Annotated in this window: 17 protein-coding genes; 10 read left to right on the top strand and 7 right to left on the bottom strand. The window is 70.5% G+C overall.

From position 1 onward, the window contains the following. Positions 1–190 precede the first annotated feature (190 nt). The 5 genes from ACIRB4_RS16540 (at position 191) to ACIRB4_RS16520 (ending at position 6,695) form a co-directional block, all read left to right on the top strand. Positions 191–1,729 carry a peptidoglycan DD-metalloendopeptidase family protein gene (locus ACIRB4_RS16540; RefSeq protein ID WP_403291800.1) on the top strand — a complete coding sequence of 513 codons (1,539 nt, stop codon included), beginning with the start codon at positions 191–193 and terminating at the stop codon, positions 1,727–1,729. Positions 1,730–1,802: 73 nt separating this feature from the next. Then, positions 1,803–4,037: a family 43 glycosylhydrolase gene (locus ACIRB4_RS16535; RefSeq protein WP_403291798.1), complete on the top strand. Its 2,235-nt coding sequence runs from the start codon at positions 1,803–1,805 to the stop codon at positions 4,035–4,037. Between the two features lie 47 nt (positions 4,038–4,084). Next, entirely contained in the window at positions 4,085–4,894 is an 810-nt protein-coding gene (locus ACIRB4_RS16530; protein ID WP_403291796.1) for an FHA domain-containing protein, read from the top strand. Beyond that, positions 4,891–6,369 (top strand): serine/threonine-protein kinase, encoded by a 1,479-nt coding sequence (locus tag ACIRB4_RS16525; RefSeq protein WP_403291794.1) that lies wholly within the window; start codon positions 4,891–4,893, stop codon positions 6,367–6,369. Before ACIRB4_RS16530 ends, ACIRB4_RS16525 begins: the two co-directional genes overlap by 4 nt. A gap of 32 nt (positions 6,370–6,401) precedes the next feature. Continuing rightward, positions 6,402–6,695, top strand: coding sequence for a hypothetical protein (locus tag ACIRB4_RS16520; RefSeq protein WP_403291793.1), 294 nt, complete (start codon positions 6,402–6,404; stop codon positions 6,693–6,695). Positions 6,696–6,777: 82 nt separating this feature from the next. On the opposite strand, the gene ACIRB4_RS16515 is transcribed toward ACIRB4_RS16520, so the two are convergent. The 5 genes from ACIRB4_RS16515 to ACIRB4_RS16495 form a co-directional block, all read right to left on the bottom strand. Further along, complete coding sequence (locus tag ACIRB4_RS16515) at positions 6,778–7,344, bottom strand: HutD family protein (RefSeq protein WP_403291792.1); 567 nt, start codon at positions 7,342–7,344, stop codon at positions 6,778–6,780. A gap of 146 nt (positions 7,345–7,490) precedes the next feature. Continuing rightward, complete coding sequence (gene pntB / locus ACIRB4_RS16510; protein WP_403291790.1) at positions 7,491–8,909, bottom strand: Re/Si-specific NAD(P)(+) transhydrogenase subunit beta; 1,419 nt, start codon at positions 8,907–8,909, stop codon at positions 7,491–7,493. A gap of 1 nt (position 8,910) precedes the next feature. Beyond that, positions 8,911–10,443 carry a Re/Si-specific NAD(P)(+) transhydrogenase subunit alpha gene (locus tag ACIRB4_RS16505; RefSeq protein ID WP_403291788.1) on the bottom strand — a complete coding sequence of 511 codons (1,533 nt, stop codon included), beginning with the start codon at positions 10,441–10,443 and terminating at the stop codon, positions 8,911–8,913. A gap of 423 nt (positions 10,444–10,866) precedes the next feature. After that, complete coding sequence (locus ACIRB4_RS16500; protein ID WP_403291786.1) at positions 10,867–11,334, bottom strand: VOC family protein; 468 nt, start codon at positions 11,332–11,334, stop codon at positions 10,867–10,869. Between the two features lie 73 nt (positions 11,335–11,407). Next, positions 11,408–12,172: an NAD(P)H-binding protein gene (locus ACIRB4_RS16495; RefSeq protein WP_403291784.1), complete on the bottom strand. Its 765-nt coding sequence runs from the start codon at positions 12,170–12,172 to the stop codon at positions 11,408–11,410. A 219-nt stretch (positions 12,173–12,391) separates the two neighbouring features. On the opposite strand from ACIRB4_RS16495, the gene ACIRB4_RS16490 reads away from it, so the two are divergent. Continuing rightward, positions 12,392–12,877, top strand: a complete 486-nt coding sequence (locus ACIRB4_RS16490) for a class I SAM-dependent methyltransferase (RefSeq protein WP_403291783.1) — start codon at positions 12,392–12,394, stop codon at positions 12,875–12,877. Between the two features lie 650 nt (positions 12,878–13,527). Here the strand turns inward: ACIRB4_RS16490 and ACIRB4_RS16485 are convergent. After that, the gene (locus tag ACIRB4_RS16485) at positions 13,528–15,036 is read right to left on the bottom strand and encodes a DUF4246 domain-containing protein (protein WP_403291781.1); all 1,509 of its coding nucleotides are present in this window, start codon (positions 15,034–15,036) and stop codon (positions 13,528–13,530) included. A gap of 501 nt (positions 15,037–15,537) precedes the next feature. Here ACIRB4_RS16485 and ACIRB4_RS16480 point away from each other — a divergent pair. Together ACIRB4_RS16480 and ACIRB4_RS16475 are read left to right on the top strand one after the other, a co-directional pair. Beyond that, the gene (locus ACIRB4_RS16480) at positions 15,538–15,723 is read left to right on the top strand and encodes a ComEA family DNA-binding protein (RefSeq protein WP_403291870.1); all 186 of its coding nucleotides are present in this window, start codon (positions 15,538–15,540) and stop codon (positions 15,721–15,723) included. A 323-nt stretch (positions 15,724–16,046) separates the two neighbouring features. Further along, positions 16,047–16,454, top strand: coding sequence for an FKBP-type peptidyl-prolyl cis-trans isomerase (locus tag ACIRB4_RS16475; protein ID WP_403291779.1), 408 nt, complete (start codon positions 16,047–16,049; stop codon positions 16,452–16,454). 188 nt (positions 16,455–16,642) lie between these two features. Here the strand turns inward: ACIRB4_RS16475 and ACIRB4_RS16470 are convergent, their stop codons facing one another. Beyond that, a complete protein-coding gene (locus ACIRB4_RS16470; protein ID WP_403291777.1) occupies positions 16,643–17,494 on the bottom strand; it encodes a DUF72 domain-containing protein in 852 nt (283 codons plus the stop codon). Between the two features lie 1,252 nt (positions 17,495–18,746). On the opposite strand from ACIRB4_RS16470, the gene ACIRB4_RS16465 reads away from it, so the two are divergent. Both ACIRB4_RS16465 and ACIRB4_RS16460 read left to right on the top strand, forming a co-directional pair. After that, entirely contained in the window at positions 18,747–19,841 is a 1,095-nt protein-coding gene (locus tag ACIRB4_RS16465; protein WP_403291776.1) for a hypothetical protein, read from the top strand. Positions 19,842–20,046: 205 nt separating this feature from the next. After that, the gene (locus ACIRB4_RS16460; RefSeq protein WP_403291775.1) at positions 20,047–20,874 is read left to right on the top strand and encodes a hypothetical protein; all 828 of its coding nucleotides are present in this window, start codon (positions 20,047–20,049) and stop codon (positions 20,872–20,874) included. The last annotated feature ends 53 nt before the right edge of the window (positions 20,875–20,927 follow it).

The raw sequence follows: 20,927 nt of genomic DNA, 5'->3' as shown, positions 1-20,927 counted from the left end.
CTGAACGCGGCCACGCTGAGGAGGACCGATGAAATCCCGATGACCAGCGACGACGGACTCATAGCGGACGTGCCGCCGCCTGTCAGTCCGTAACCTTCCGGGGTCTGCGGGACCCCGCTCCGTTGCTAGCTTCCGTACCGCCCGTATGTCCGTCCCACTCACCCCGAGACAGCCACGGGGAGGAGGTCTCGTGCTTCCAGGACTTTCCCGACGCGCAGTGACCTGGGTTCTGGCGGCGACAGCCGCCCTGCTGCTGCCGGCGCTGGTGCCCGCGACTCCGGCCGCGGCCGCCCGGACCGCCACCGTCGCCGTCGGCGCCACCGTCGCCGCCGCGGCCTGTCCGGCCGCGGGTTTCGTGTCCCAGCACTTCCACAGCGACCACAACGGTGTCGACATCGCCAACGACGTCGGAACGCCGATCTACGCCGTGGGCGACGGCGAGGTCACCATCTCGGGGCGCGAGCCCGGCTACGGCCAGTGGATCCGGGTTCAGCACCCCGACGGGAGGATCTCCGAGTACGGGCACATGACCCGGCGGGACGTCGCCGCCGGCGACCGCGTCGTGGCCGGCCAGCAGATCGCCCTGATGGGCTCCGAGGGGCAGTCCACCGGTCCCCACCTCCATCTGCGGATCTGGGGCGACCGGTCCGCCACGTACGGAATCGACCCCGAGCCCTACCTGGCGGAGCGCGGCGTCGTCCTGCCCTGCACGCCGGGCAGCGGTCCGCGGCCCCAGCCGCTCGTGTACCCGGCGGAGTCCGGCCGGGTCGTGTCCGCGCGGTCGGCGGACGGACGTCTGGAGGTGTTCGCCGCCGGAGCCGACGGCATCCACCACGCCTGGCAGCAGGCGGTCAACGGCGACTGGTCGGAATGGGAGTCGCTCGGCGGGCCCGGCAACGCCGAACTCGCCCTCGCGCCGAACGCCGACGGCCGCCTGGAACTGCTCGCCCTGAACGGGAGCACCTTCCAGCACCGCTGGCAACTGAACCCGTCCGGTGGCTGGTCGGGATGGGAGACCTTCGGTGAGGGCGGCCGGGACACGGCGGCCGGTGTCAACGCCGACGGCCGCATCGAGGTCTACGCGTCGGGCCCGGCGGGGCTATTCCACCGGTATCAACTCGCCCCGAACGGCGGCTGGTCGGAGTGGGAGTCCACGGGCGGCGGCCCGGCCGACAGCCGGGTGGAGATGGGCAAGGCACCCGACGGACGCCTGGAGGTGTTCGCCCTCAACGGCACCACCTTCCAGCACAGCTACCAGACGGCACCCAACGGCGGCTGGTCCCCGTGGGGCGCCTTCGGGGAGGGCGGACACGACCTGACCGTCGACCACAACGCCGACGGACGCCTGGAGGTGTTCGCCTCCGGCCCGGTGGGTGTCTTCCACCGGTACCAGACGGGCCCCGCCGGCTGGTCCGAGTGGGAACCCACGGGCGGCCCCGCCGACTCACAGCTCACCAGCGAACGCACCCCCGACGGGCGCGTCGAGGTCTTCGCCATCAACGGCACCACCGCCATGCACACCTGGCAGACCGCCGTCAACGCCCCCTACAGCGAATGGGCGTCCTTCGGCACCGGCGGCACCGAGGTCACGGCCGCCACCAACGCCGACGGCCGGATCGAAGTCTTCGGCACGAGCCACGCCGGTACGTTCCACAGGTGGCAGACCGGCTTCTCCACCTGGTCCGAGTGGCTCTGGCTCAACGGCACCGCAGGCCCCGGCGTCGGCTGACCTGCCCGGCCGTCGTCCGACCCGACCGACCGTCCACCGTCGACCGACCCGACCGACCCCACTGAAGGAACCCATGCTTCCGATCAGCAGACGAAGCCTGCTGCGCGGTGCGGCCGGCGCCGGCGCCCTCCCGTTCCTGGGCGCCGGCCCGGCCGCCGCCGCGACGCCCTCCGCGTCCGCGCCGGCCCCGCAGTGGGTCGGCGCGGGGCCCTTCACGTACGTCTACGACCCGTCCACCTCCGCGGGCCCCCGCTATCTCAACGATCACACCCTGATCGAGGCTCAGGGCCGCTGGCACCTGTTCGGCATCGTCGGAAACAGCGCGCCGCGCGGTGAATCCCCGGACAGCGCGGCGGAGATCTCCTTCGCCCACGCCTCCGCGCCGAGCCCGCACGGACCGTGGACCAGCCACCCCGACGCGCTCACCGTCGACCCGTCCTATTTCGGTGAGGAACACCTGTGGGCACCGCACGTGGTCGAGGCGGGCGGCAGGTTCTGGATGTTCTACGCCGCGGGCGGCGCGAGCGGTGCGGCCGTCAACCTCGCCACGTCGACCGACCTGTTCACCTGGACCCGCGAACCGTCCGGCCCGCTGTTCCGGGGGCTCGCGGCGCGCGACCCGATGGTGCTGCGGGTCGGCGGCGAGTGGGTCATGTACTACACCGAACTCTCCGGCCCGGGCGGCCACCATGTCGTGGCCTACCGGCGTTCCGCCGATCTGCTGCACTGGGGGGAGCCGGGCATCGCGTTCACCGACGCGAGCACGGACGCGACCGTCTCGGTCACCGAGTCGCCGTGCGTCGTCGAACGAGACGGCTGGTACTACCTGTTCATCGGTCCGCGCAACGGCTACGAGGGCACCGACGTCCTCGCGTCGCGAAACCCGTTCCGTTTCGGGCTCGACGGATACGCGGGGCATGTGGCCGGTCACGCCGTCGAGGTGGTCCGCGCCGGGGAGAGCTGGTACGCCAGCGCCGCGGGCTGGTTCCGGAACGGGCTGTACGTGGCGCCCCTGTCGTGGCGGGACACGCCACCGCCGTGGCAGAGCCCCGACAACCCGGTGGCCGGTCTCGACGTGGACGGCCGCCTGACGGTGTTCGCCCTCGACGCGGGCGACCGCTCGATGCTGCGGCGCGTCCAGCTCGACCCGCACACGGACAGCTGGTCGGGGTGGGAGCCCTTCGGCGGGCCCGCCGGTGCGGTTCCCACGCTCGGCCGCACCACCGACGGCCGGCTCGAGGTCTTCTCGCTCGCCCCGGGCGGCGTCAATCTGCACCACCGGGTGCAGCGGCCGGACGGCGGCTGGCACGACTGGGAGGAGTTCGGCGGTCCGGCCGGTGCGGCTCCCGCCGTGGCGCGCGACGCCTCCGGTCGTCTGGAGGTCTTCGCCCTGAGCCCCGGCGGCGCCTCCGTCGCGCGGCGACGGCAGAGGTCGGCCGGGGCCACGGTCTGGGACCCGTGGGAGGCGGGATTCGGCGGGGCGGCGAGCGCGCCACCGGTCGTCGCGGCGAACGCCGACGGCCGCCTTGAGGTGTTCGCCCTCGCGCCCGGCGGCTCGGGCATCGACCACCGTTGGCAGGAATCCCCCGGCGGTCCCTGGACCGCGACATGGCACCGGTTCGGCACCGCGGCCGGCGCCGCGCCCCGGGTGGCCAGGGACGGCAGCGGCCGGCTCGGCGTCGCCGCGATCGGACCGTCCGGCGTGGGCACCTTCGTCCGACGGCAGACCGTGCCGAGCGGCGGCTGGGACGAGTGGCTGCCACTGTTCGGCTGGAGCGCCGCCGCCCCGGCGTTCGCCGTGAACGCCGACGGCCGCCTCGAGGCGTTCTCGCTGACGCCCGGCGGCGCCCGGCTCGGCCACCGCTGGCAGGTCGCCCCGGGTGGGGACACGCATCCCGGCGCAGAGTTCGGGGGAGCCCGGCCTCCGGCTCGCCGCCACGCCGACGGCGGCGCTCGACGCCGCCGGACGGCTGCACGTCTTCGCCGTCACCCTCGCGGGCCGGATGCGGACCCGCGTCCAGGCCGGGCCGAGCGGCGGCTGGCAGCCGTGGACGGCCTTCGGGGATCACGCGGTCGCGCCCCTCGTGTCGGGCAGCCCCGCTCTCTGAGCGCGGCGTGCGGATCGCGCCACGTGGCCGGGGGCCGGGTGCTCCGTTCCCTCCGCCCCTCCCGCCGCCATCGGGCTCCCGCCTGCCCGTACGGTGACTTTCCCCACTGTGCGCGGTCGGGAACGAGGCAACCACGGCCCCCCGGCGGCCGGTTCGGTCGATGTGGCCGAAGTACGCCGGTGAACTCCCCGGAGAGGTGAGTATCGTTCCGCTGGTCGGACAAGCGACGCGGGGAACGGGGGGAGCGGTGAGCGGCGTAGTCGTCCATCTGCCGGGGGGAAGCGGTGGCGCCGTCGGAGGCGAACCGCACGGTGACGCGGTGACGTTGCGGCTGGGGCCCGGCGAGGTCGCCCGCTTCGGACGGGGCTCCACGGCGATCCCCGTCGAGCTGCGCCTCGACGACCCGGCGATCTCCCGGCTCGCCGGGGAGATCCATGTGACCGACGACCACTGGCAGCTGACGAACCACAGCACCACCCACAGCTATCTCGTGGAGAACCCTGAGGGAGCGGGCGAATACCTGAGGGTGCCGCCGCGCCGGGTCGGGGCGCCGATCCCGTTCGAGTTCGCGCGCGTGGTGCTGCCCACCCGCGGTGACGTCCCGGTCTCCTTCCAGGTGTTCGCTCCCGACCATGTCTATCTGGACCCGGAGGCCATGGGTGTTCCCTGGGGGAACAGCACGGTCACCGCGTACTCCCTGGACGAGACGGCCACGTACTTCCTCGTCCTGGTCGCACTCTGCGAACCGCGCCTGCGCGACCAGTCGCGTGTGGCGGTCCCCACCACTCCCCAGATCGTCGAGCGGCTCCGGGGGCATGTCACCTGCGGCGCGCTGACCGCGCGGGCGGTCAGCTCGCACATCGACTATCTCGCCGAGGAGAAGCTGCGCATCGGCGCCCCGGACGCGCACGAGCCCGGCAAGGGCGAGCGCCGCAACGGCAAGCGGGAGGAGATCGTCGGGCTGGCGCTGCGGTTCGGGCTCGTACGGGAGGAGCATCTCGCGCTGTTGCCGCCCCTGGCGGGGGCCGGCGGGCGGGAGCGGCAGGCCGCGCGATGAGACCGCCGCACGGCCTGGGGGGCACCACGGAGTGCGACCGTACGGACCTGCTCCCCGCCGGCTACCGGGTCGGAGACTGGGTGGTCACCGAGCTGATCGGTTCCGGGGGCTGGTCCACGGTCTACGCGGCCCGTCCGGCCGACGGGCGCCCGGCAGGAACCGGCGGGGCGACCACGCCTCCGGGACCCGACGGTCGCCCGGGCCGAACCGGCGGGAGCGCCACGCCTCCGGTCTCCGCCGATGTCGCACTCAAGATCATGCCGACCGCCGGTCTCGCGCCGCGCCAGGTGCGCAGGATCGTCGAATCCGCCCACCGCGAGGTCGAACTCGGGCGCAGGGCAGGGCATCCCCGGCTGATCGGCCTCCTGGAGTCGTTCGTCCTGACCGCACCCGACCGCCCCGCCCTGGAGGGCGCGATCGTGCTGGTGATGGAACGGGCCGCCGGCAGTCTGCGGGAACTGGTCGACGCGGGCGTTCCGGAGGCCGAGCGCGGCCGGCTGATCGCGGGCGTCTGCGAGGGGCTCGCCCATCTGCACCGGTCGGGCTGGGTCCACGCGGATCTCAAGCCGGAGAACGTCCTGCTGGGCAGGGACCGCTCCGTGAAGCTCTCGGACTTCGGCCTCGCCACCGAGCTGACGGGCACCCACGGGTACGCGCCTCCCATGGGCACCCTGGACTACTTCCCGCCCGAGCGCTGGCGGGCGCCCCTCGGTGAACTCGGCGTGCGGGTCCGGCCGTCCGCGGACATCTGGGCGCTGGGCATCGTCATCCACGAGGTGTTCGCGTCCGGCGGCTCCCCGTTCGCCGGGGCGACACCCGTGGCGCGGGGCGCGGCGGTCCAGGAGTACGGCGAGGGGCGGGCGCCGCTGCGCATGGACCACGCCGTGCCGCCGTTCTGGCGGCAGTTGGCGGCCGACTGCCTCGCCCCGTCCCACGAGGCCCGCGCCCCCCACACGGCCGAGAGCCTGCTGGCCCGTATCACCGCCCACCAGGAGTCACCCGGGGCGGGGCCGGGACGGCGTGGCGGCCGGGCCCGCGCCGCCGTCCTGGCCACGGCGCTGTGCGGGATCGCCGGCGCGACCCTGTGCTCGGACGCGGTACGGGCTCCCTCGGCCGCGCCGCCCGGCGGTGCGGCCGCGACGACCCCCGGCGCGGTCCGGGTGTACAACGCGGAGCGGGGGTGCCGGGAGCGGGCCGACCGGAATCCGCGCTGCAGCCTGGGCCTGGCGATCGATCCCGAGCGGCCCTACACCGCGGAGAACGTCGTGCCGACCAGGGTGTGGCACGGCGACGTTCTCACCGCCGACTGCCAGGTGCCCGCCGGGGAGCCCATCATCGACGAGGAGGACCGGCGGTCCACCCGCTGGTTCCGTGTCCGCCTCCCGGCCGGCTCGGAGCCCCCGACGGCCTGGCTCCCCGCCGTACGCAGCGACGAACACCCGGCGCTGCCGGAGTGCCTCCGAAAAGTCCCGTGATGGCGGTCGTTTCCGCGTGGCAGTCTGGGGCGATGCGACCGTGGAACACCTCGACCGAGAACGACCTGCGCCGTCTGCTGAACGAGTGGGATCCGATCGGCGTCGCCGACGCCGTGCGGGACGAGTACGACCGCATGCTCGCCCCTCTGCTCCAGCGGCTCCATGCCGGCGCCGACCGGAGCGCGATCGGTGAATTCCTACGGCACGAGCTGGAGGATCACTTCGAGCTGGACGCTCCGGGCTCGCGGCCCGAAGCGATGGCCGCCCGAGTGATCGCCTGGTGGAGGTCGGCCGGCCCGGCGGCCGTCGGCCCGGCCGGCGCATAGCCGCTTTCGCGCGATGCTCCGATCGTTCGGCCCAGGTGCGCAGTCGATCCGCCGTACGGATCCCGTGCCTGGGCACCCGTACTCACCCCACGGGCGCGACATCCGCCCACAGGGCGACGGCGTCGGGTGAGAGCGGTGCGAGCCCCCGGCCCGGCGCGTCGTCGTTCCCGCCCCACCACGCACCCTGGCCGGCAGCCAGAAGGCGCCCCTCCGTGCCCGTCCACCAGTGGCCGCGCAGCACGTGGAACACCCCGGCGTGGCCGCCGGCCGGCAGGACAGGCCCGGTGATCCGGTCCACCCTGGCCGTCCAACGGCCGGTCCGCACCATGATGTTGAGCACTCGGCAGGGCCCGCCCCGCAGTCGGGCGGTCAGCTGCAGGTCACCGGAGAACGCGAGGGGCTCCCCCGCTCGCGCCGTCCGGTCGAACCCCCCGGGGGCGGTCAGCCGTACGCCGTCGCCCACCAGGAGCGTGAACGTCCGGTCGACTCCGGGGAACGCCGAGAACGGCCCGTCCCGGTCGATGTCGGCCACACTCGCACGCCACTGGAACTCCTCGGCGCCGACCGGCCACGAGACGATCTCCCGCGTGGCGCCCCCGCCGTTGCGCCACGGTCCCGCCGTCAGGGTCTCGACGTCGAAGGGGTGCATGGGAGCTCCTGAGCTGCGTGCGTACGGGTGCGGATCACCCGACCGACAACGATAGAGGGGCCGTCCCCGGCGGCTGAGGGCCCTGCCGGCATCGGGGTGGACGTCTCCGTCCACGCCGATGCCAGGAGGTCCCCACCTGTCGCGCTTCAGAGGGCGCCGACGATGTCCTCGACCCGGGCCTTCGCGTCGCCGAAGAGCATCGCGGTGTTCTCACGGAAGAACAGCGGGTTCTGCACACCGGCGTACCCGGAGGCCATCGAGCGCTTGAACACGATGACCTTGCCGGCCTCCCAGACGTTGAGCACCGGCATGCCGGCGAGCGGGCTGCTGGGGTCCTCCGCTCCGGCCGGGTTGACCGTGTCGTTGGCACCGATCACGAGGACGACGTCGGTCTTGGCGAAGTCGTCGTTGATCTCGTCCATTTCGAGCACGATGTCGTACGGCACCTTGGCCTCGGCGAGGAGCACGTTCATATGGCCGGGCAGGCGGCCGGCGACGGGGTGGATGCCGAACCGTACGTCGACGCCCTTCGCGCGCAGCTTCGCGGTGAGCTCCGCGACCGGGTACTGCGCCTGGGCGACGGCCATGCCGTACCCGGGCGTGATGACCACCGAGCGGGCCGAGCCCAGGAGTTCGGCGGCGCCCTGAGCGGTGGTCTCCTGGTGCTCGCCGTACTCGACGTCCGCGCCCGCCGGCGCCTCGATGCCGAAGCCGCCGGCGATCACGGAGAGGAACGAGCGGTTCATCGCCTTGCACATGATGTACGACAGGTAGGCACCCGAGGAGCCGACGAGCGCACCGGTGATGATCAGCAGATCGTTGGCGAGCAGGAAGCCGGAGGCGGCCGCCGCCCAGCCGGAGTAGCTGTTGAGCATCGAGACGACGACCGGCATGTCACCGCCGCCGATCGAGGCCACCAGGTGCCAGCCGAGGGCCACCGCCAGGACCGTCACGGTGATCAGAAGCCACAGCTCGGGCGTGATCACGAACCAGACCGTGAGGGCGAGGAAGAGGACCAGCGAGCCGAGGTTCAGGGCGTTCTTGCCCGGCAGCACCAACGGCTTGGAGTCGATCTTCGCGGCGAGCTTGAGATACGCCACGATGGAGCCGGTGAAGGTCACCGCGCCGATGAACAGGCCGATGAACACCTCGGCGTGGTGGATGCCCAGGGTGCCGAGCGCGTCCAGGGTCCTGGCCTCGTGGCCGTTCGGGTCGTGCTCGACGTTCAGGAAGCCGTTCCAGCTGACCAGTACGGCGGCGAGGCCGACGAAGGAGTGCAGCAGCGCGATCAGCTCGGGCATTCCGGTCATCTCGACGCCGCGGGCGCGCTGCAGGCCGATCAGCGCGCCGATCAGCAGCGCGGCGGCCATCAGGCCGAGGCCGGCGCCGCTGATGTCGCCGTCCAGCGCGAGGACGACCGTCGCGACGAGCGCGACGCCCATGCCGAGCATGCCGAACGCGTTGCCGAGCCGTGCCGACTCGTGCTTGGAGAGTCCTGCCAGCGCGAGGATGAAGAGCAGCGCGGCAACAAGGTAGGCCGCCTGTGCGGCGAGGGTCGCAGACATGTCAGCTCCGGTTGAACATGGCGAGCATGCGACGCGTCACCGCGAAGCCGCCGAAGACGTTGATACTGGCCAGAAGGATCGCGACGGACGAGAGCACCGTGACCGCCGTGCTCGTGTGCCCGATCTGCAGGAGCGCGCCGACGACGATGATCCCGGAGATCGCGTTCGTCACCGACATCAGCGGCGTGTGCAGCGCGTGGTGTACGTGCCCGATCACGTAGTAGCCGATCACGATCGCGAGCACGAAGACCGTCACGTGGGGCAGCAGCGCCGCGGGGGCGAACGCGGCGGTGAGGAACAGCGCCAGCGCCCCGAGGGCCACGCCGCCGAACGTCTGCTTCGCCGTCATCGGCGCCTTCTTCGGCTTCGCCTGGGTCGCCGTCGCGGCCGCCGCGGGCGCGGGGGCCGGGTTCGCGGAGACCTGGACCGGCGGGGGCGGCCACGCCGATTCGCCCTCGCGTACGACGGTGATCGAGCGCTGCACCGGGTCGTCCCAGTCGAGGACCAGCGACCCGTCCTTGCCCGGCGTCATCAGCTTGAGCAGGTTCACCAGGTTGGTGCCGTACAGCTGCGAGGCCTGGGCCGGCAGCCGGCCCGCCAGATCGGTGTATCCGATGATCGTCACGCCGTTCTCCGTGACGGTCTTCTCGCCCTTGACGGTGCCCTCGACGTTGCCGCCGTTGGCGGCCGCCATGTCGACGATCACCGACCCCGGCTTCATGCTCGCCACCATCTCGGCGGTGATCAGCGTCGGCGCGGGACGGCCCGGGATCAGCGCGGTGGTGATGACGATGTCGACCTCACGGCACTGCGCGGCGTAGAGCTCGACCTCGCGCGCCTTGTAGTCGTCGCCCATCTCCTTGGCGTAACCGGTCTTCGAGACCTCCACCTCCGGGGACGCGATCGACAGGTACTCGCCGCCCAGTGAGCGGACCTGGTCGGCGACCTCCGGCCGCGGGTCGGTCGCCCGTACGATCGCGCCGAGCGAGCCGGACGCACCGATCGCCGCCAGACCGGCGACACCGGCACCCGCGACGAGGACCTTCGCCGGCGGAACCTTGCCCGCCGCGGTCACCTGGCCGGTGAAGAACCGCCCGAACTCGTGCGCGGCCTCGATGACGGCCCGGTAGCCGGCGATGTTCGCCATGGACGACAGCACGTCCATCGACTGCGCCCGGCTGATGCGCGGCACGGCGTCCATCGACAGCACCGTGAAGGGACGACGGCCCAGCTCCTCGACCATCGCCGGGTCGAAGGCCGGCGCGAACAGGGCGATCACCGTCGCTTCCGGGCGTACCGCGTCCAGCTGCGAAGGGGTGGGGGCGTTGACCCCCAACACCACGTCCGCGGCCTCCGCCTCGCCGACGGTCGCGCCGGCGGCCTCGTAGGCACTGTCGGTGAAGCCGGCCGCGACCCCCGCGCCCGGGGCGACGACCACGTCGTACCCCAGTTTGCGGATCTGTTCGGTCGTGGCCGGCGTGGCCGCGACGCGGCTTTCACCGGCCCGCGCTTCCTTGAGGACTCCGACAATCACGAGTGATCTCCGTTCGCTGCTCTGGCCGTCACCGGCGTGTTCTCCACCCGATCAGAAGTGCACCCGCATCCCTGTGGAGCACGACGCTCAGCTTGGCCGCGGAGACCTCTCCTTGAACAGCACCCACAGGTGAGGTACACGCAACACTCGTCGGGACACGAACCGCATGCCTCGCATAACGCCGTGCGTCGTGCCGGGTGCGCACTCACCGGCCGGCCCGACGTTCGAAGTCACCGCGACAGGTGGTGCCGTCAGGAGAACAACTCACCGACGCACATCGCGGTCAGCAATGCGCTGCATGCCGCGGCCGGCAGAGCCACGACGATGCTGTCCTTGGGGGGAGGTCACTCCCGCAACGTAGCCGTCCGCAGGCGCGATCCGTCAGTCATCGCGTCGGAGTTCTCGGCATCCGCCGCGCTCTCCTCAGCCCCAGGTACGGGAGCAGAGCACCAGGCGGTAGCCGTCGGGGTCGGCGATCGTCACTCCGTACTCGTCCCAGTACGGGTTGTGGGCCGGGACTCGGATGCCGCCGAACACCGTCAGGCGGTCGACCAACTCCTCGTCCGCCGGCTCGCCCAGGTAGAACACGAACAGGTCGTCCACTGTCGGGGTGGGTTCCAGCGGGCGCTCGGGGTCGTGAGTCAGCTCGAAATGCCAGCCGGCGTCGGGCGGGCCGATCATGACGAGGTCATGCTCGCCCGGGACGCGCTCGGTGGTGCGCCACAGGACGTGCAGGCCGAGCCCGTCCACATAGAAGCGCTCGGCCGCGGCGAGGTCCCGCGAGGGCCGCGCCACCCGGACATGGACCGTGGAGTCGATCACGCGGCCGCCTCCATCGGGTCGGCCGAACTGCGCGGTGGACTGGTTCTCGGTGGGTATTCCTGGGGTCATGGCCCGACCCTACGATCTTGGTCCCTGCCTTGAGGAGGCGAATTCGGGTCCCTCACCGGCCTGCCGGGGTGGCTCACCGGAAGGCGGCGGCGTTCTCCGAAGCCCACTGCCGGAACGGCCGGGCCGGCACTCGGGTGACCCGTGGAACCGTGTCGCGCACCCTCAGCAACTCGTCGTTCACGTCTCCGCCCGTCACATCGAGCACCGCGTCCGCGACCTCGGCGCCGAAGACCTCGGCCATCTGCGCGTAGGCCTGTCGGCGGCTGATCTCGGCGAAGGGAATGGGCCGGCCCAGCGCCGCCGCGATGGCCTCGACCTGCTGCCGGGCCGTCACCGGCTCGGGGCCGGTCAGGGCGTACGTATGCCCCCGGTGGCCCGGCTCGGTCAATGCCACCCGTGCCACCGCCGCGATGTCCGCCGGGTGGATGGTCGGCAACGGAGTCTCGGCGTACGGCGCGCGGACGGTCTCATGGGCACGGATGGAAGCCGCCCACATCAGGGCGTTCGAGGCGAACTGCGTCGGCCGCAGGATCGTCCAGGCCATGCCGCTGCCCTTGAGCAGTTCCTCCACCGCCAGGTTGTCGATGGCGGGGCCGAGGTGCGGATGGGTCTGGACGGTGATGGACGACACCAGCACGACGTGCTCCACACCCGCCTGCCGGGCGGCTTGGAGTATGTCGGCGTCGGGCCCCAGGCGCGACACGAGAAACAGCCACCGCACCCCCTCCAGCGCGGACTCCCACGACGCCGGCGCGGCGAGGTCGCCCTCCACAGCCTCGACGCCCTCGGGGAAGACGGCCCGCGCGGCATCACGGGTCAGCCCTCTCAGCAACCTCAATCACACTTCAGGTCAAGATGCCGCCCGGGCCTGTGGGTCTGCCCCTGGGGCGGGCTCGCTCGCTCGTCTCTGCGAGTGAGCGATCCGAACCCCCTGGCCCAGCACCACCGGCTATGGCGAAGCCGCCGACGCGCTCGTCGAGCAGTACGAGAGCGTCTCCTTCACCGACGTCCACCGCGACGTACTGCACCTGTTCCTTCGTTCCCTTCTCAGCCCGGCGTGATCCTCGACATCGGAGCAGGCAGCGGCCGCGACGCCGCCCCGCTGGCCGGCCAGGGGCACGTGGTCGTCGCCGTTGAGCCCACCCCGGAACTTCGTGCGCTGAGCCAACAGATCCACGGGGACCAGGACTTCGAATGGGTCGACGACTCGCTGCCCGAAATGAGAGTGCTTTGCAGCCGCGGCCGACGTTTCGACCTGATCCTTCGGACGGCCGTATGGATGCATCTGGACGAACCGCAGCGGTCGTTGGCGATGCAGAGCATCGCCAACATGCTCGCCCCCGAGTGCCGTGTGGTCCTCTCGCTGCGGCACGGCCCCGTCCCTGCCGGGCGACGGATGTTCGACGTCTCGGCGCACGAGACGATCCAGCTCGCGCGCGCCCATGGTCTGACCGTTGTGCACCACAGCGAGCGTGAAGACCCGCATGCTCGGCGGGGTGTGCGCTGGAGCCACTTGGGATGGCAGCAGGAGACCGCCGCCTAGGGGGTGTCTTGCCGAGCATCCGGGCGAGAATCGCGGCGGGCAGCTCGGTGTCCGCCGGGGCCGTAAAGCGATGGACTGCCCCCGGCTACTGGGCGGGCATCTCCGTCGTGCCCAGCGAACCTCTCCCCACCCCCAGACGCCTCCGTTGCGTCGAACTCAGCGCGAAGGCGCTGCGGGCGCTTGCCGACGGTGACCTCGCCGTCGTCATGCCCGGGCACCGCCGCCAGGGTTATGCCCGCGCCATGCTGTCGGCGCTTTCGTCAGGGCCGCCGCCGAACCCGATGTCCGGACCGTGCGGGCCAGGATCAGCTCCGTCAACACCGCCTCCCCGGCCACCATCGCGGGCTTCGGCTTCACACGCGTCGGCGAGCAGGGCAACGAGCGCGACGGCCTCGCGATCGTCTTCGAGGTCCCGGCAGACGCGATGCGTCAAGGAGTTCACAGCGCCGCAGGACATGACGGGACACAAGGACGAAACATTCGACGTTGACGGTCCTCGGCGATGATCTGTGTGGTGCCCACCCACGCCGAACTCCGCCGGTGGGCATCCCCGCGGCGATTCTCCGGACGCCGCGATTCCTATGGCGTGACCCGTCTCGCGATCACGTCACTCATCACTCGTCTCCGCCCGGTGATAACCCCCCGGCCCGTCAGTGCTCGCACAGCGAGAATTGGCGTTCATAGAGCTGCTCGTTGTGTTCGTCGACGAAGAACTTGCGTTCCCGCATGAGTTGTTCGCGGTAGTCCTTGGCCTGTTCAAGCGTCATGGTGGAGGTCTCGGACCACGGTTGCTGCGGTGGCACATCGGATGTCGAGACGATCTTCTCCGACGGGTCCACCAGGAAGAAGGCGAGAATTTTTCGGTGCCCCGAGCGGGTGGGGTCCGCGAGCCGGAACGAGCCGACGCGGTGTTGCAGGACGTTCGGGAACGCCAGGCAGCGACCCGCCGGGGTCGCTGCCGATCCCAGCATCTGGTTCAGTGCGTCTTCGTTCTCCAGGCCGTAGACCTCACGCAGACCGTTGTCGTCGTTCTGCTCGTAGTCCGGGTCGTCGAGCGCCGCCCGGAAACTCAGCCGGCTTTCGGTGATGTTCTCGCTGTCCCAGTAATAGATGCCGGTCGAGACGATCCGCTCGTTCAGCATCCCCTCGACATGCCAGGAACCGCCCGGGTACTCGGGCTTCTCCGGGGTGAGGTGAATGGTGGCGAGCTTCACGATGACCTGAAGACGGCGCCCGCGCAGGTCGACTCGGGCGGATTCATCGGGCAACGCGGGCGGGGTGAAGGCCGGGGCGTCCGGGACGACCGGGCTGCGGTTCTCCCACCAGTCGTCCAGCGCCCTTTCCCATGCACGGAGGGCTTCGTCGTAGGCCGCGGCATCGCTGTAGGAGGACTTGTCCGGATGCACCGGTTCCGAGTCGTACCACCCGTAGGGATCGGCCTCGATCCGCAGAGGCCGCGGATGGCGCAGATCGGTGAGCACGTTCTCCAGCAGCGGGCGCATGCGCGCGAACAAGTCGGGCAGGACGGCAGCCAGTTCCTGATGAGTCTCGGGGTGCACGTTGTTGACGTACGAACGGAAGGCGACATCGCCCTCGTCACTGACGTCGACGTCTGTGGGCAGCCACTGGAACCTCTCCGAGAACTCGTACTTCGAGTAGCGGTCCGTCGGGTTCTGCCAAGCCCGCTCGGGCGCGCCGCTCACGTCTCTCACCAGGCAGAACAGTGAGGGATGCACCAGATCCAGCACCTGCCCGTCGGATCCGGGGTGCCAGTCCAGCTCTTCTTCGGGGACCTGCTCCAGCACCCGAACGGCCTCGCGCAGCCGGGATCGGAGCGTGTCGTCGACCAGCGTGTCCGACTGCCACACCCCGTCGACGGCGGACACCTCGATGCCGGTTCGTCCGTCCCGCAGGGCGGCGTAGTGCGCGAGTTCAGCGAGCACGTAACGAACCTGCGCTTCGGTGAGGCCCTGGTCCATCGCCTCTCGCGTCCACCTGGCGACGATGTCGGCGTCGTTCATCTTCTCGAACCACCCCGGCTTCGCCCGGATGTGCGCGCTGCACCGCATCATCTCGAGTTCCCGCAGCGTTCGCGGTGCCGCGAAGGATATGGAACGGGAGGCGTGAAAGGGCAGCGGGAAAGCAGACAGGCCGGTCAATTCTGGTGGTCCCTACAGTCGTTGTGCGGTGGCGGGAAGAATAGCCCAGCAGACTGACACCGCAGCGGTCGAGGTCGCCGGGAGCGACGGTGAAGCCCTCCGTAGGTCGAACCGAAGCTGGTTCGCCACCTCATTCCCGCACCGCACGCCGCCAACAGCACGGCGAACCGGCCCCGGCCCGGGCGTGTGACCACACGGTGCCCACGACGACCCCAAACTGTCCCCTGTCCCCTGTCCCCTGTCCCCTGTCCCCTGTCCCAACAGCATGATCACCGCCGGGCACGCCCCGCGGGCTCTAGCACGGTGGCCAGGACTTGAGCCCACTGACGGCCCGGATCGTCGATACGCACGCCACTGGCCAGGTAGGCGAGCGCCAAGCGGCAGAGCCTCACGCCCGCCGGTGCGGCTCGCTGTCCATCGCTCGCCGTGCCCGCACCAGGGATCCGGTGCAGGGCTGGGCGAGGCACGACCGAAGTAGCCTGATGGAGTGGCGAGGATGCCATCAATCACGTACCGGTCACGGTGCTCGCCACCTTGCCCGGCTTCACGCCGGAGCTGGCTGAACGGGTCGTCCGCTCCCGCGACGAGCACCATGGCTTCGCCTTCGTCCAGGAGCTGGAGGTCTACGCCGACCTCCCCGGGGGACTTGCCGACGAACTTGCCGAACGGTTGGTCTTCCTCCGTTGAATCTCAGCCGCGCCCGCACCATCGTGATCACCGCGACTTGTCTGACATTCTCGTCACGGGAGTGCTCGAACCCCTGAGGCTGCCCTCTAGGGAGGGCGCCCTTCCATCCGGTTCCCTCTGTGCGTACACCTCGATCTTGGCGGCGCCGTTGATTGCAGCGCTGTTCGGCCCCCGGCCGAGGGGACATCCGGGTAGCGGCCCCGGTGCGGTGGGTACCCCCGAGCAGCGTCCGTGACCGCCACGAGACCGGCATAGGCTGACATGGAGAGTCCGTGTGTCCGGATGGTCCGTGCGGGTCGCCTGCGGAGAGTGATGAGGCTGTGATGGGTGAGCAGACGAAGCCCGAGGTCGACGTTCCGAAGGGTGCAGCTCCCACCGAGCTGACCATCCGCGACCTGATCGTCGGGGACGGGGCCGAGGTGAAGCCGGGCATGGTGGTCCGGGTGCACTACGTAGGGGTGACCTTCGAGTCCGGGACGCAGTTCGACGCTTCCTGGGACCGCGGCGAGCCGTTCAAGTTCGCTGTGGGCGGCGGCAGGGTCATCAAGGGTATGGACCGGGGTGTGCGGGGGATGAGGGTCGGCGGGCGGCGCGAGATCATCGTTCCTCCGCGTCTCGGCTACGGCAAGGAGGCGCCCTCACCGTTGATCCCGGCGCACTCGACCCTGGTCTTCGTGGTGGACCTGCTCGACTCGTACTCCCGGACCGCCGGGTGGAGCAGCACGTCCTGAGATGGGCCGACTTCCCCGTGACGGCGCGGCGCGGTCACCCGCAGGCGCCCCGCGCCGTCGCGGACGCGGGGCGGGGACGCACGAAAGGCCCCCTCTGATGGAGGAGAGAACGCCATAGACCTGCGTTTCAGGCCGCTGCGGCGTGAGCGCCCGCTCGCCACCGCGGCAGCGGTAACCGGACGGTCGCTTCAGGAACCTTCCAGCAGACCGCGCAGCGTCTCGGCGGCGCGTACCGCGGCGTCACCGCAGCAGTTGTTGAACAGGACGTGCAGCTGCTCGGCCCGGTCCGCCAGAAAGCGCAGGCGCGGCAGCCAGGCGGCCAGTTCGTCCCGCGTGTAGGAATGGCGGAAGCGGTCCTCCTTGCTTCCGGTCCCCCAGGCGGCGCTACGGCCGTGAAAGCGGACCACTGCGAGCCTCGAGGACGTGACGGGTGTGACGGCGGGCATCGAGAGGGGCAGTCCTTGGGCCGTGTCGACGGCCACCGCGGTGGCGTCCAGGTCCCTCAACAGGGCGGCAGTGCGCTCCCGCCGGTCCTCGCGCCACCAGTCGGGATGGCGGAACTCCACGGCCATCGGCCACTGGTACGCCCGTTTCCTGGTGGCATGGAGCATGGTCTCCGCCCGCGCGCCTGGACCGAACCACGGCGGGAACTGGAACAGTACGGCGCCCAGCCGGCCGGACTCGCGAAGGGGCCGCAGGGCCGCGCCGAAACGGTGCCAGACCTCGTCGAGCAGCTCCGGGTCGCCGAGAGTGTGGCCGCGCAGGTCGGCGGGCAGGGCGGTCTTGCGGGTCGGGTGGCCGGTGAGGAGGGAGAACGCCTTGACATCGAACCGGAAGCTCGGCGGCGTGCGTTCGCTCCAGAGCAGACTGTTGCGCACGCTGGGGAGGGCGTAGTAGCCGGCGTCGACCTCCACGACGGAGAAGCGTTCGGCGTAGTGCCGCAGCCTCCCCTCCGGGTCACGCCGCCCGGGTGGGTACCACCCGCTGGCCACCAGCGCCTTGTCCGTCCATGAACACGTCCCGATCAACAACTCGCCCATACCGGCCGTCCTTTCTTCGCGGCCCCTTCTACCCGGGAAAGCTCTCTCCGCCCTTCGTGACGAACGGTGGGTTCACGCGTGACGCCATGGCATGGGGCGATCGCGCTCCCCCACCGCCACATCCCCGCCTTCGTCACCGGGCAGCTCACGGCCCGCCGCGGCCGGACCACCCTCTACCGATGCCCGGGCACCCTCTCCAGCGCTCTCGGCGACGCCGTCCACCAGCACCGCCGTCCCCACAACCCCGCCTCGCCCCCAGTCCCGCGCCGGCCGCCCTCGCCAGAGCGACGGATCCGGACCGCAGAGTGAGGCGGCGCACTCCTCGCCTACTGCCACCAGGCCGATCCCGAGATGGCCGACCTGTTCGAGGTCCTGCCGCCGGCGTCCCGCTGACCGTGGTCGCCAAGACGCTGCGGCATTCCACTCCGTCGACCACCGCGAACCTCTACAGCCACCTCACCCGACAAGCCGCCCACCAAGCCGTCGGCACCATCGACCACAGCCTCACCACGGGCGCGCGAGCCACTGGCCCGCCCGCCCCGGCCAGCATGGCGGCGACCACACTGCGACCACCACGCCCCCGGACGCACGAAAGGCCGCCCTCTCACGAATGAGAGAACGGCCTCCGACCTGCGTTTCCGCACAGTCGGGACGACAGGATTTGAACCTGCGACCCCTTGACCCCCAGATGGCTGCGCTGGGGCCACAATTGGGACATGTGCCACTATTTAAGGGCGGCTAACGTGCGTGAACGCACCTGCCGTGCACCGGCGTGCGGCGATGCTGGTCCCCACGTGGTCCCCAACGACGCGTCACCTCCACTGCTGGACGCCCCGGCGAGATGGGAGCCATCTCCCCTCAATTGTGAGACTCGCCACTCGCTCGCGTGAGCTGAGCGCCGTGTGCTGCAGCGGGACGCGCAGCCCGGCCTGGCCGTCGGCACGATGGCCTGTCCCGTCACTCGATCGGCGAAAGACACCCCGCGGCCCTCGGCCGTACGACAGTCTGATGCGGCACACATCCGACATCCCGAGGGCAGGAGCGCACGAGCGTGTCCGCGAGCGTTGCAGCACAGAACGAGGCATCCCTTCCAACGGCCCGCGACGTTCCGCTCGGCCCTCTGGCAGGGATGGACGTACCACTGTGGAAGGCAGCTACCGGTGCAGTGCTCCACCTGTCGGCCGAGTGCAGAGCGTTCCGAGTCCCTCCACAGCGAGCTGGCGTCAGCCTGCGCGTTCCGGACCGCGGCAGCATGGCCGACGTTCCCGAGCCGGGAGGCTGCCAGAGCTGCCCCAACCCGTTTCCGGACTACTACACCGAGGCCCGCCACCTGGTCTCACGCATGGAGGAGCTCCGCAAACTGGCCGATCGCCTGGTAGCCGGACACGACCTGGACGCCTACTGCGGGGTGCTCGCCTTCAGGATGCACGGGCTGGGAGGGCGTGACTCGAAAGACGCCCACCGCCTCCTGCGTAAACCGCTCGCGGCCCTGGCAGCAGCCCGGGACCAGGTGGCGGCACGCCACGCCGGTGCCTACCGCGGCGGGGAGGCCACGGAAGAGCTCCTGCTGATCGGCACGGCGTCCTTGCTCCACACCGACTTCCATCGCCGCCGACCGGGGAAGTTCCGACTGCCCTGGCAGGAGGCCTGGGAAGAGATCTGCGAAGAAGCCCTCGATGCGCAGGAGCTGGAGAGCCCTTCGTCAGGCCAGCTCCGCTACGACTACCGGCATGGCTTCGACCGATGGTGCGAGAAGTGGCTCACGGCCCTCATGGACCTCTCACCTGCCGAACAGCACGCCCGTCCTTCACCTGTCGCGGCCCGATGGGCCCGTGCCCATGACGCGCTGGAGCGTGCAATCAGGCGTGATCTTCAGGACCAGCCATGGGCGGTGCGGCTGGCCGACCGCCTGCACCACACCGGTCGAGGATTGGTGGTCGGCATCGCTGCGTCGATGGCCGAGCCGGTGGTCGTGGCTTACGACGGGCGCGAGGTGATCGATCTTCCCTGGCTGGCCCAGGAGATCCTCTGGGTCCAATACCCGGGTGGTGTCCGTCAGGCCAGCCGCAGCCAACATCGTCTGACCGCACTCCCCCGGCTCTTCACCCTCCTCGACAGCCTCTCACGCCGCTCCCTCGACGTGATCGCCGACACCGACTGGCACGACTCACCAGCCGTCTACCAAGAAGCCATCGACAACGTCCCCAAGGCCGCCTTCTCCCTCGACGCCCACTGCTGGTGGAACACCAACGCAGCCGGCCGGCTCCCCCACCTCCTGGTCATGGCGCGCACAGAAGCCGCCTCCGCCCGACGACAGGCCCAGCGCGCCCAAGCACCGTGGCGGTAGGTGCGCCGAGCTCCTTAGAGGGCCGTCGTGGGCCGTCGATTGAGTCAGAGAGCAGTCGAGCCAGACGTGCACCAGGCAGGATCTGGGCGATGCGCCAAGGGCGCCACCGCAGCGCAGCTTTCAAGCCCACCCCGGGGTCGCTGTCTGACGATCTCCATCAGGGGTCCGTTACGGCAGGTCATAATGGTGGTAAGGCAGGGGGCGCATGAATCCGTCATTTTCAAACCAGTTCAATGTCCAGACGGTGCTGGACGGAACCCGTCCCGCCCAGTTTGGAACGAACGTACTCGCGGGTCTCATTGAGGGGATCGACAGGTTTAAAAGGGATCTCGAGCAGCGGCCGGGGTCTCGTAGCTTGGGGCCGGCGATGCTCGGGGCCTTCATGTGGGTGGACGACGCCGAGCTGCTACGGCGTATCGCTGAGTTCCCCTCGGCATGCGTGGTCGTGAGCAAGCAACAGCGTGGGAAGCACCAGCAGGAGCGGCTGCGCAAGGTGGCAGAGGCCGTGCGCGAAGCGGACGGCTTTCCGACTCGCGCCCTGCCTGAGCTGGAAGAGCTGCGCTACCGGCAGGACGGTGCAGCGCCAGTGGTTGGGCCGTGGTCGCCGCCGGAACATAAGCGGCTCTCCGCCGTGCGCACACTGGGCTACCGCAAGGCCGGGAAACACCTCGTCCCGATCCTCCACACCAAGATGCTTCTGCTGGGCGAGCTGTGGTGGCACGACGAGGATGCTCTGGGAGGTGTGGCCGACGTCATCGGCTTCACACCTCACCGGCTATGGCTGGGAAGTGCGAACGGCACGGAAAGCTCGCGCCACAGCCTGGAGTTCGGGCTCTGGGTGGAGGATCCATCCTTGATGAAGGCAGCGCAGACGTTCCTGGTCGAAGTACTGGCTCAGTCCGAGGAGCTGGATCCCGACAGCGACGATCTGACGCCTGACCTCGTAGTGCCGGACTACGACGATGAGGCCATGTGGGAAGCAATGGCTTCGCTCGCCGACGACGAAGGCGTCGACTCCAAGCCAAGAGCGTGAGCGGCACGGCGGAAATTGTTGCCCTTGGCTCGCCACGCTTCACGCTGGAGGGA

Origin of the sequence: Streptomyces sp. NPDC093600 (genome assembly GCF_044764755.1) — a bacterium.
Lineage (GTDB): Bacteria > Actinomycetota > Actinomycetes > Streptomycetales > Streptomycetaceae > Streptomyces.
Note: the sequence above shows the minus strand (reverse complement) of the source record. Positions and strands in the feature narration are given on the sequence as shown.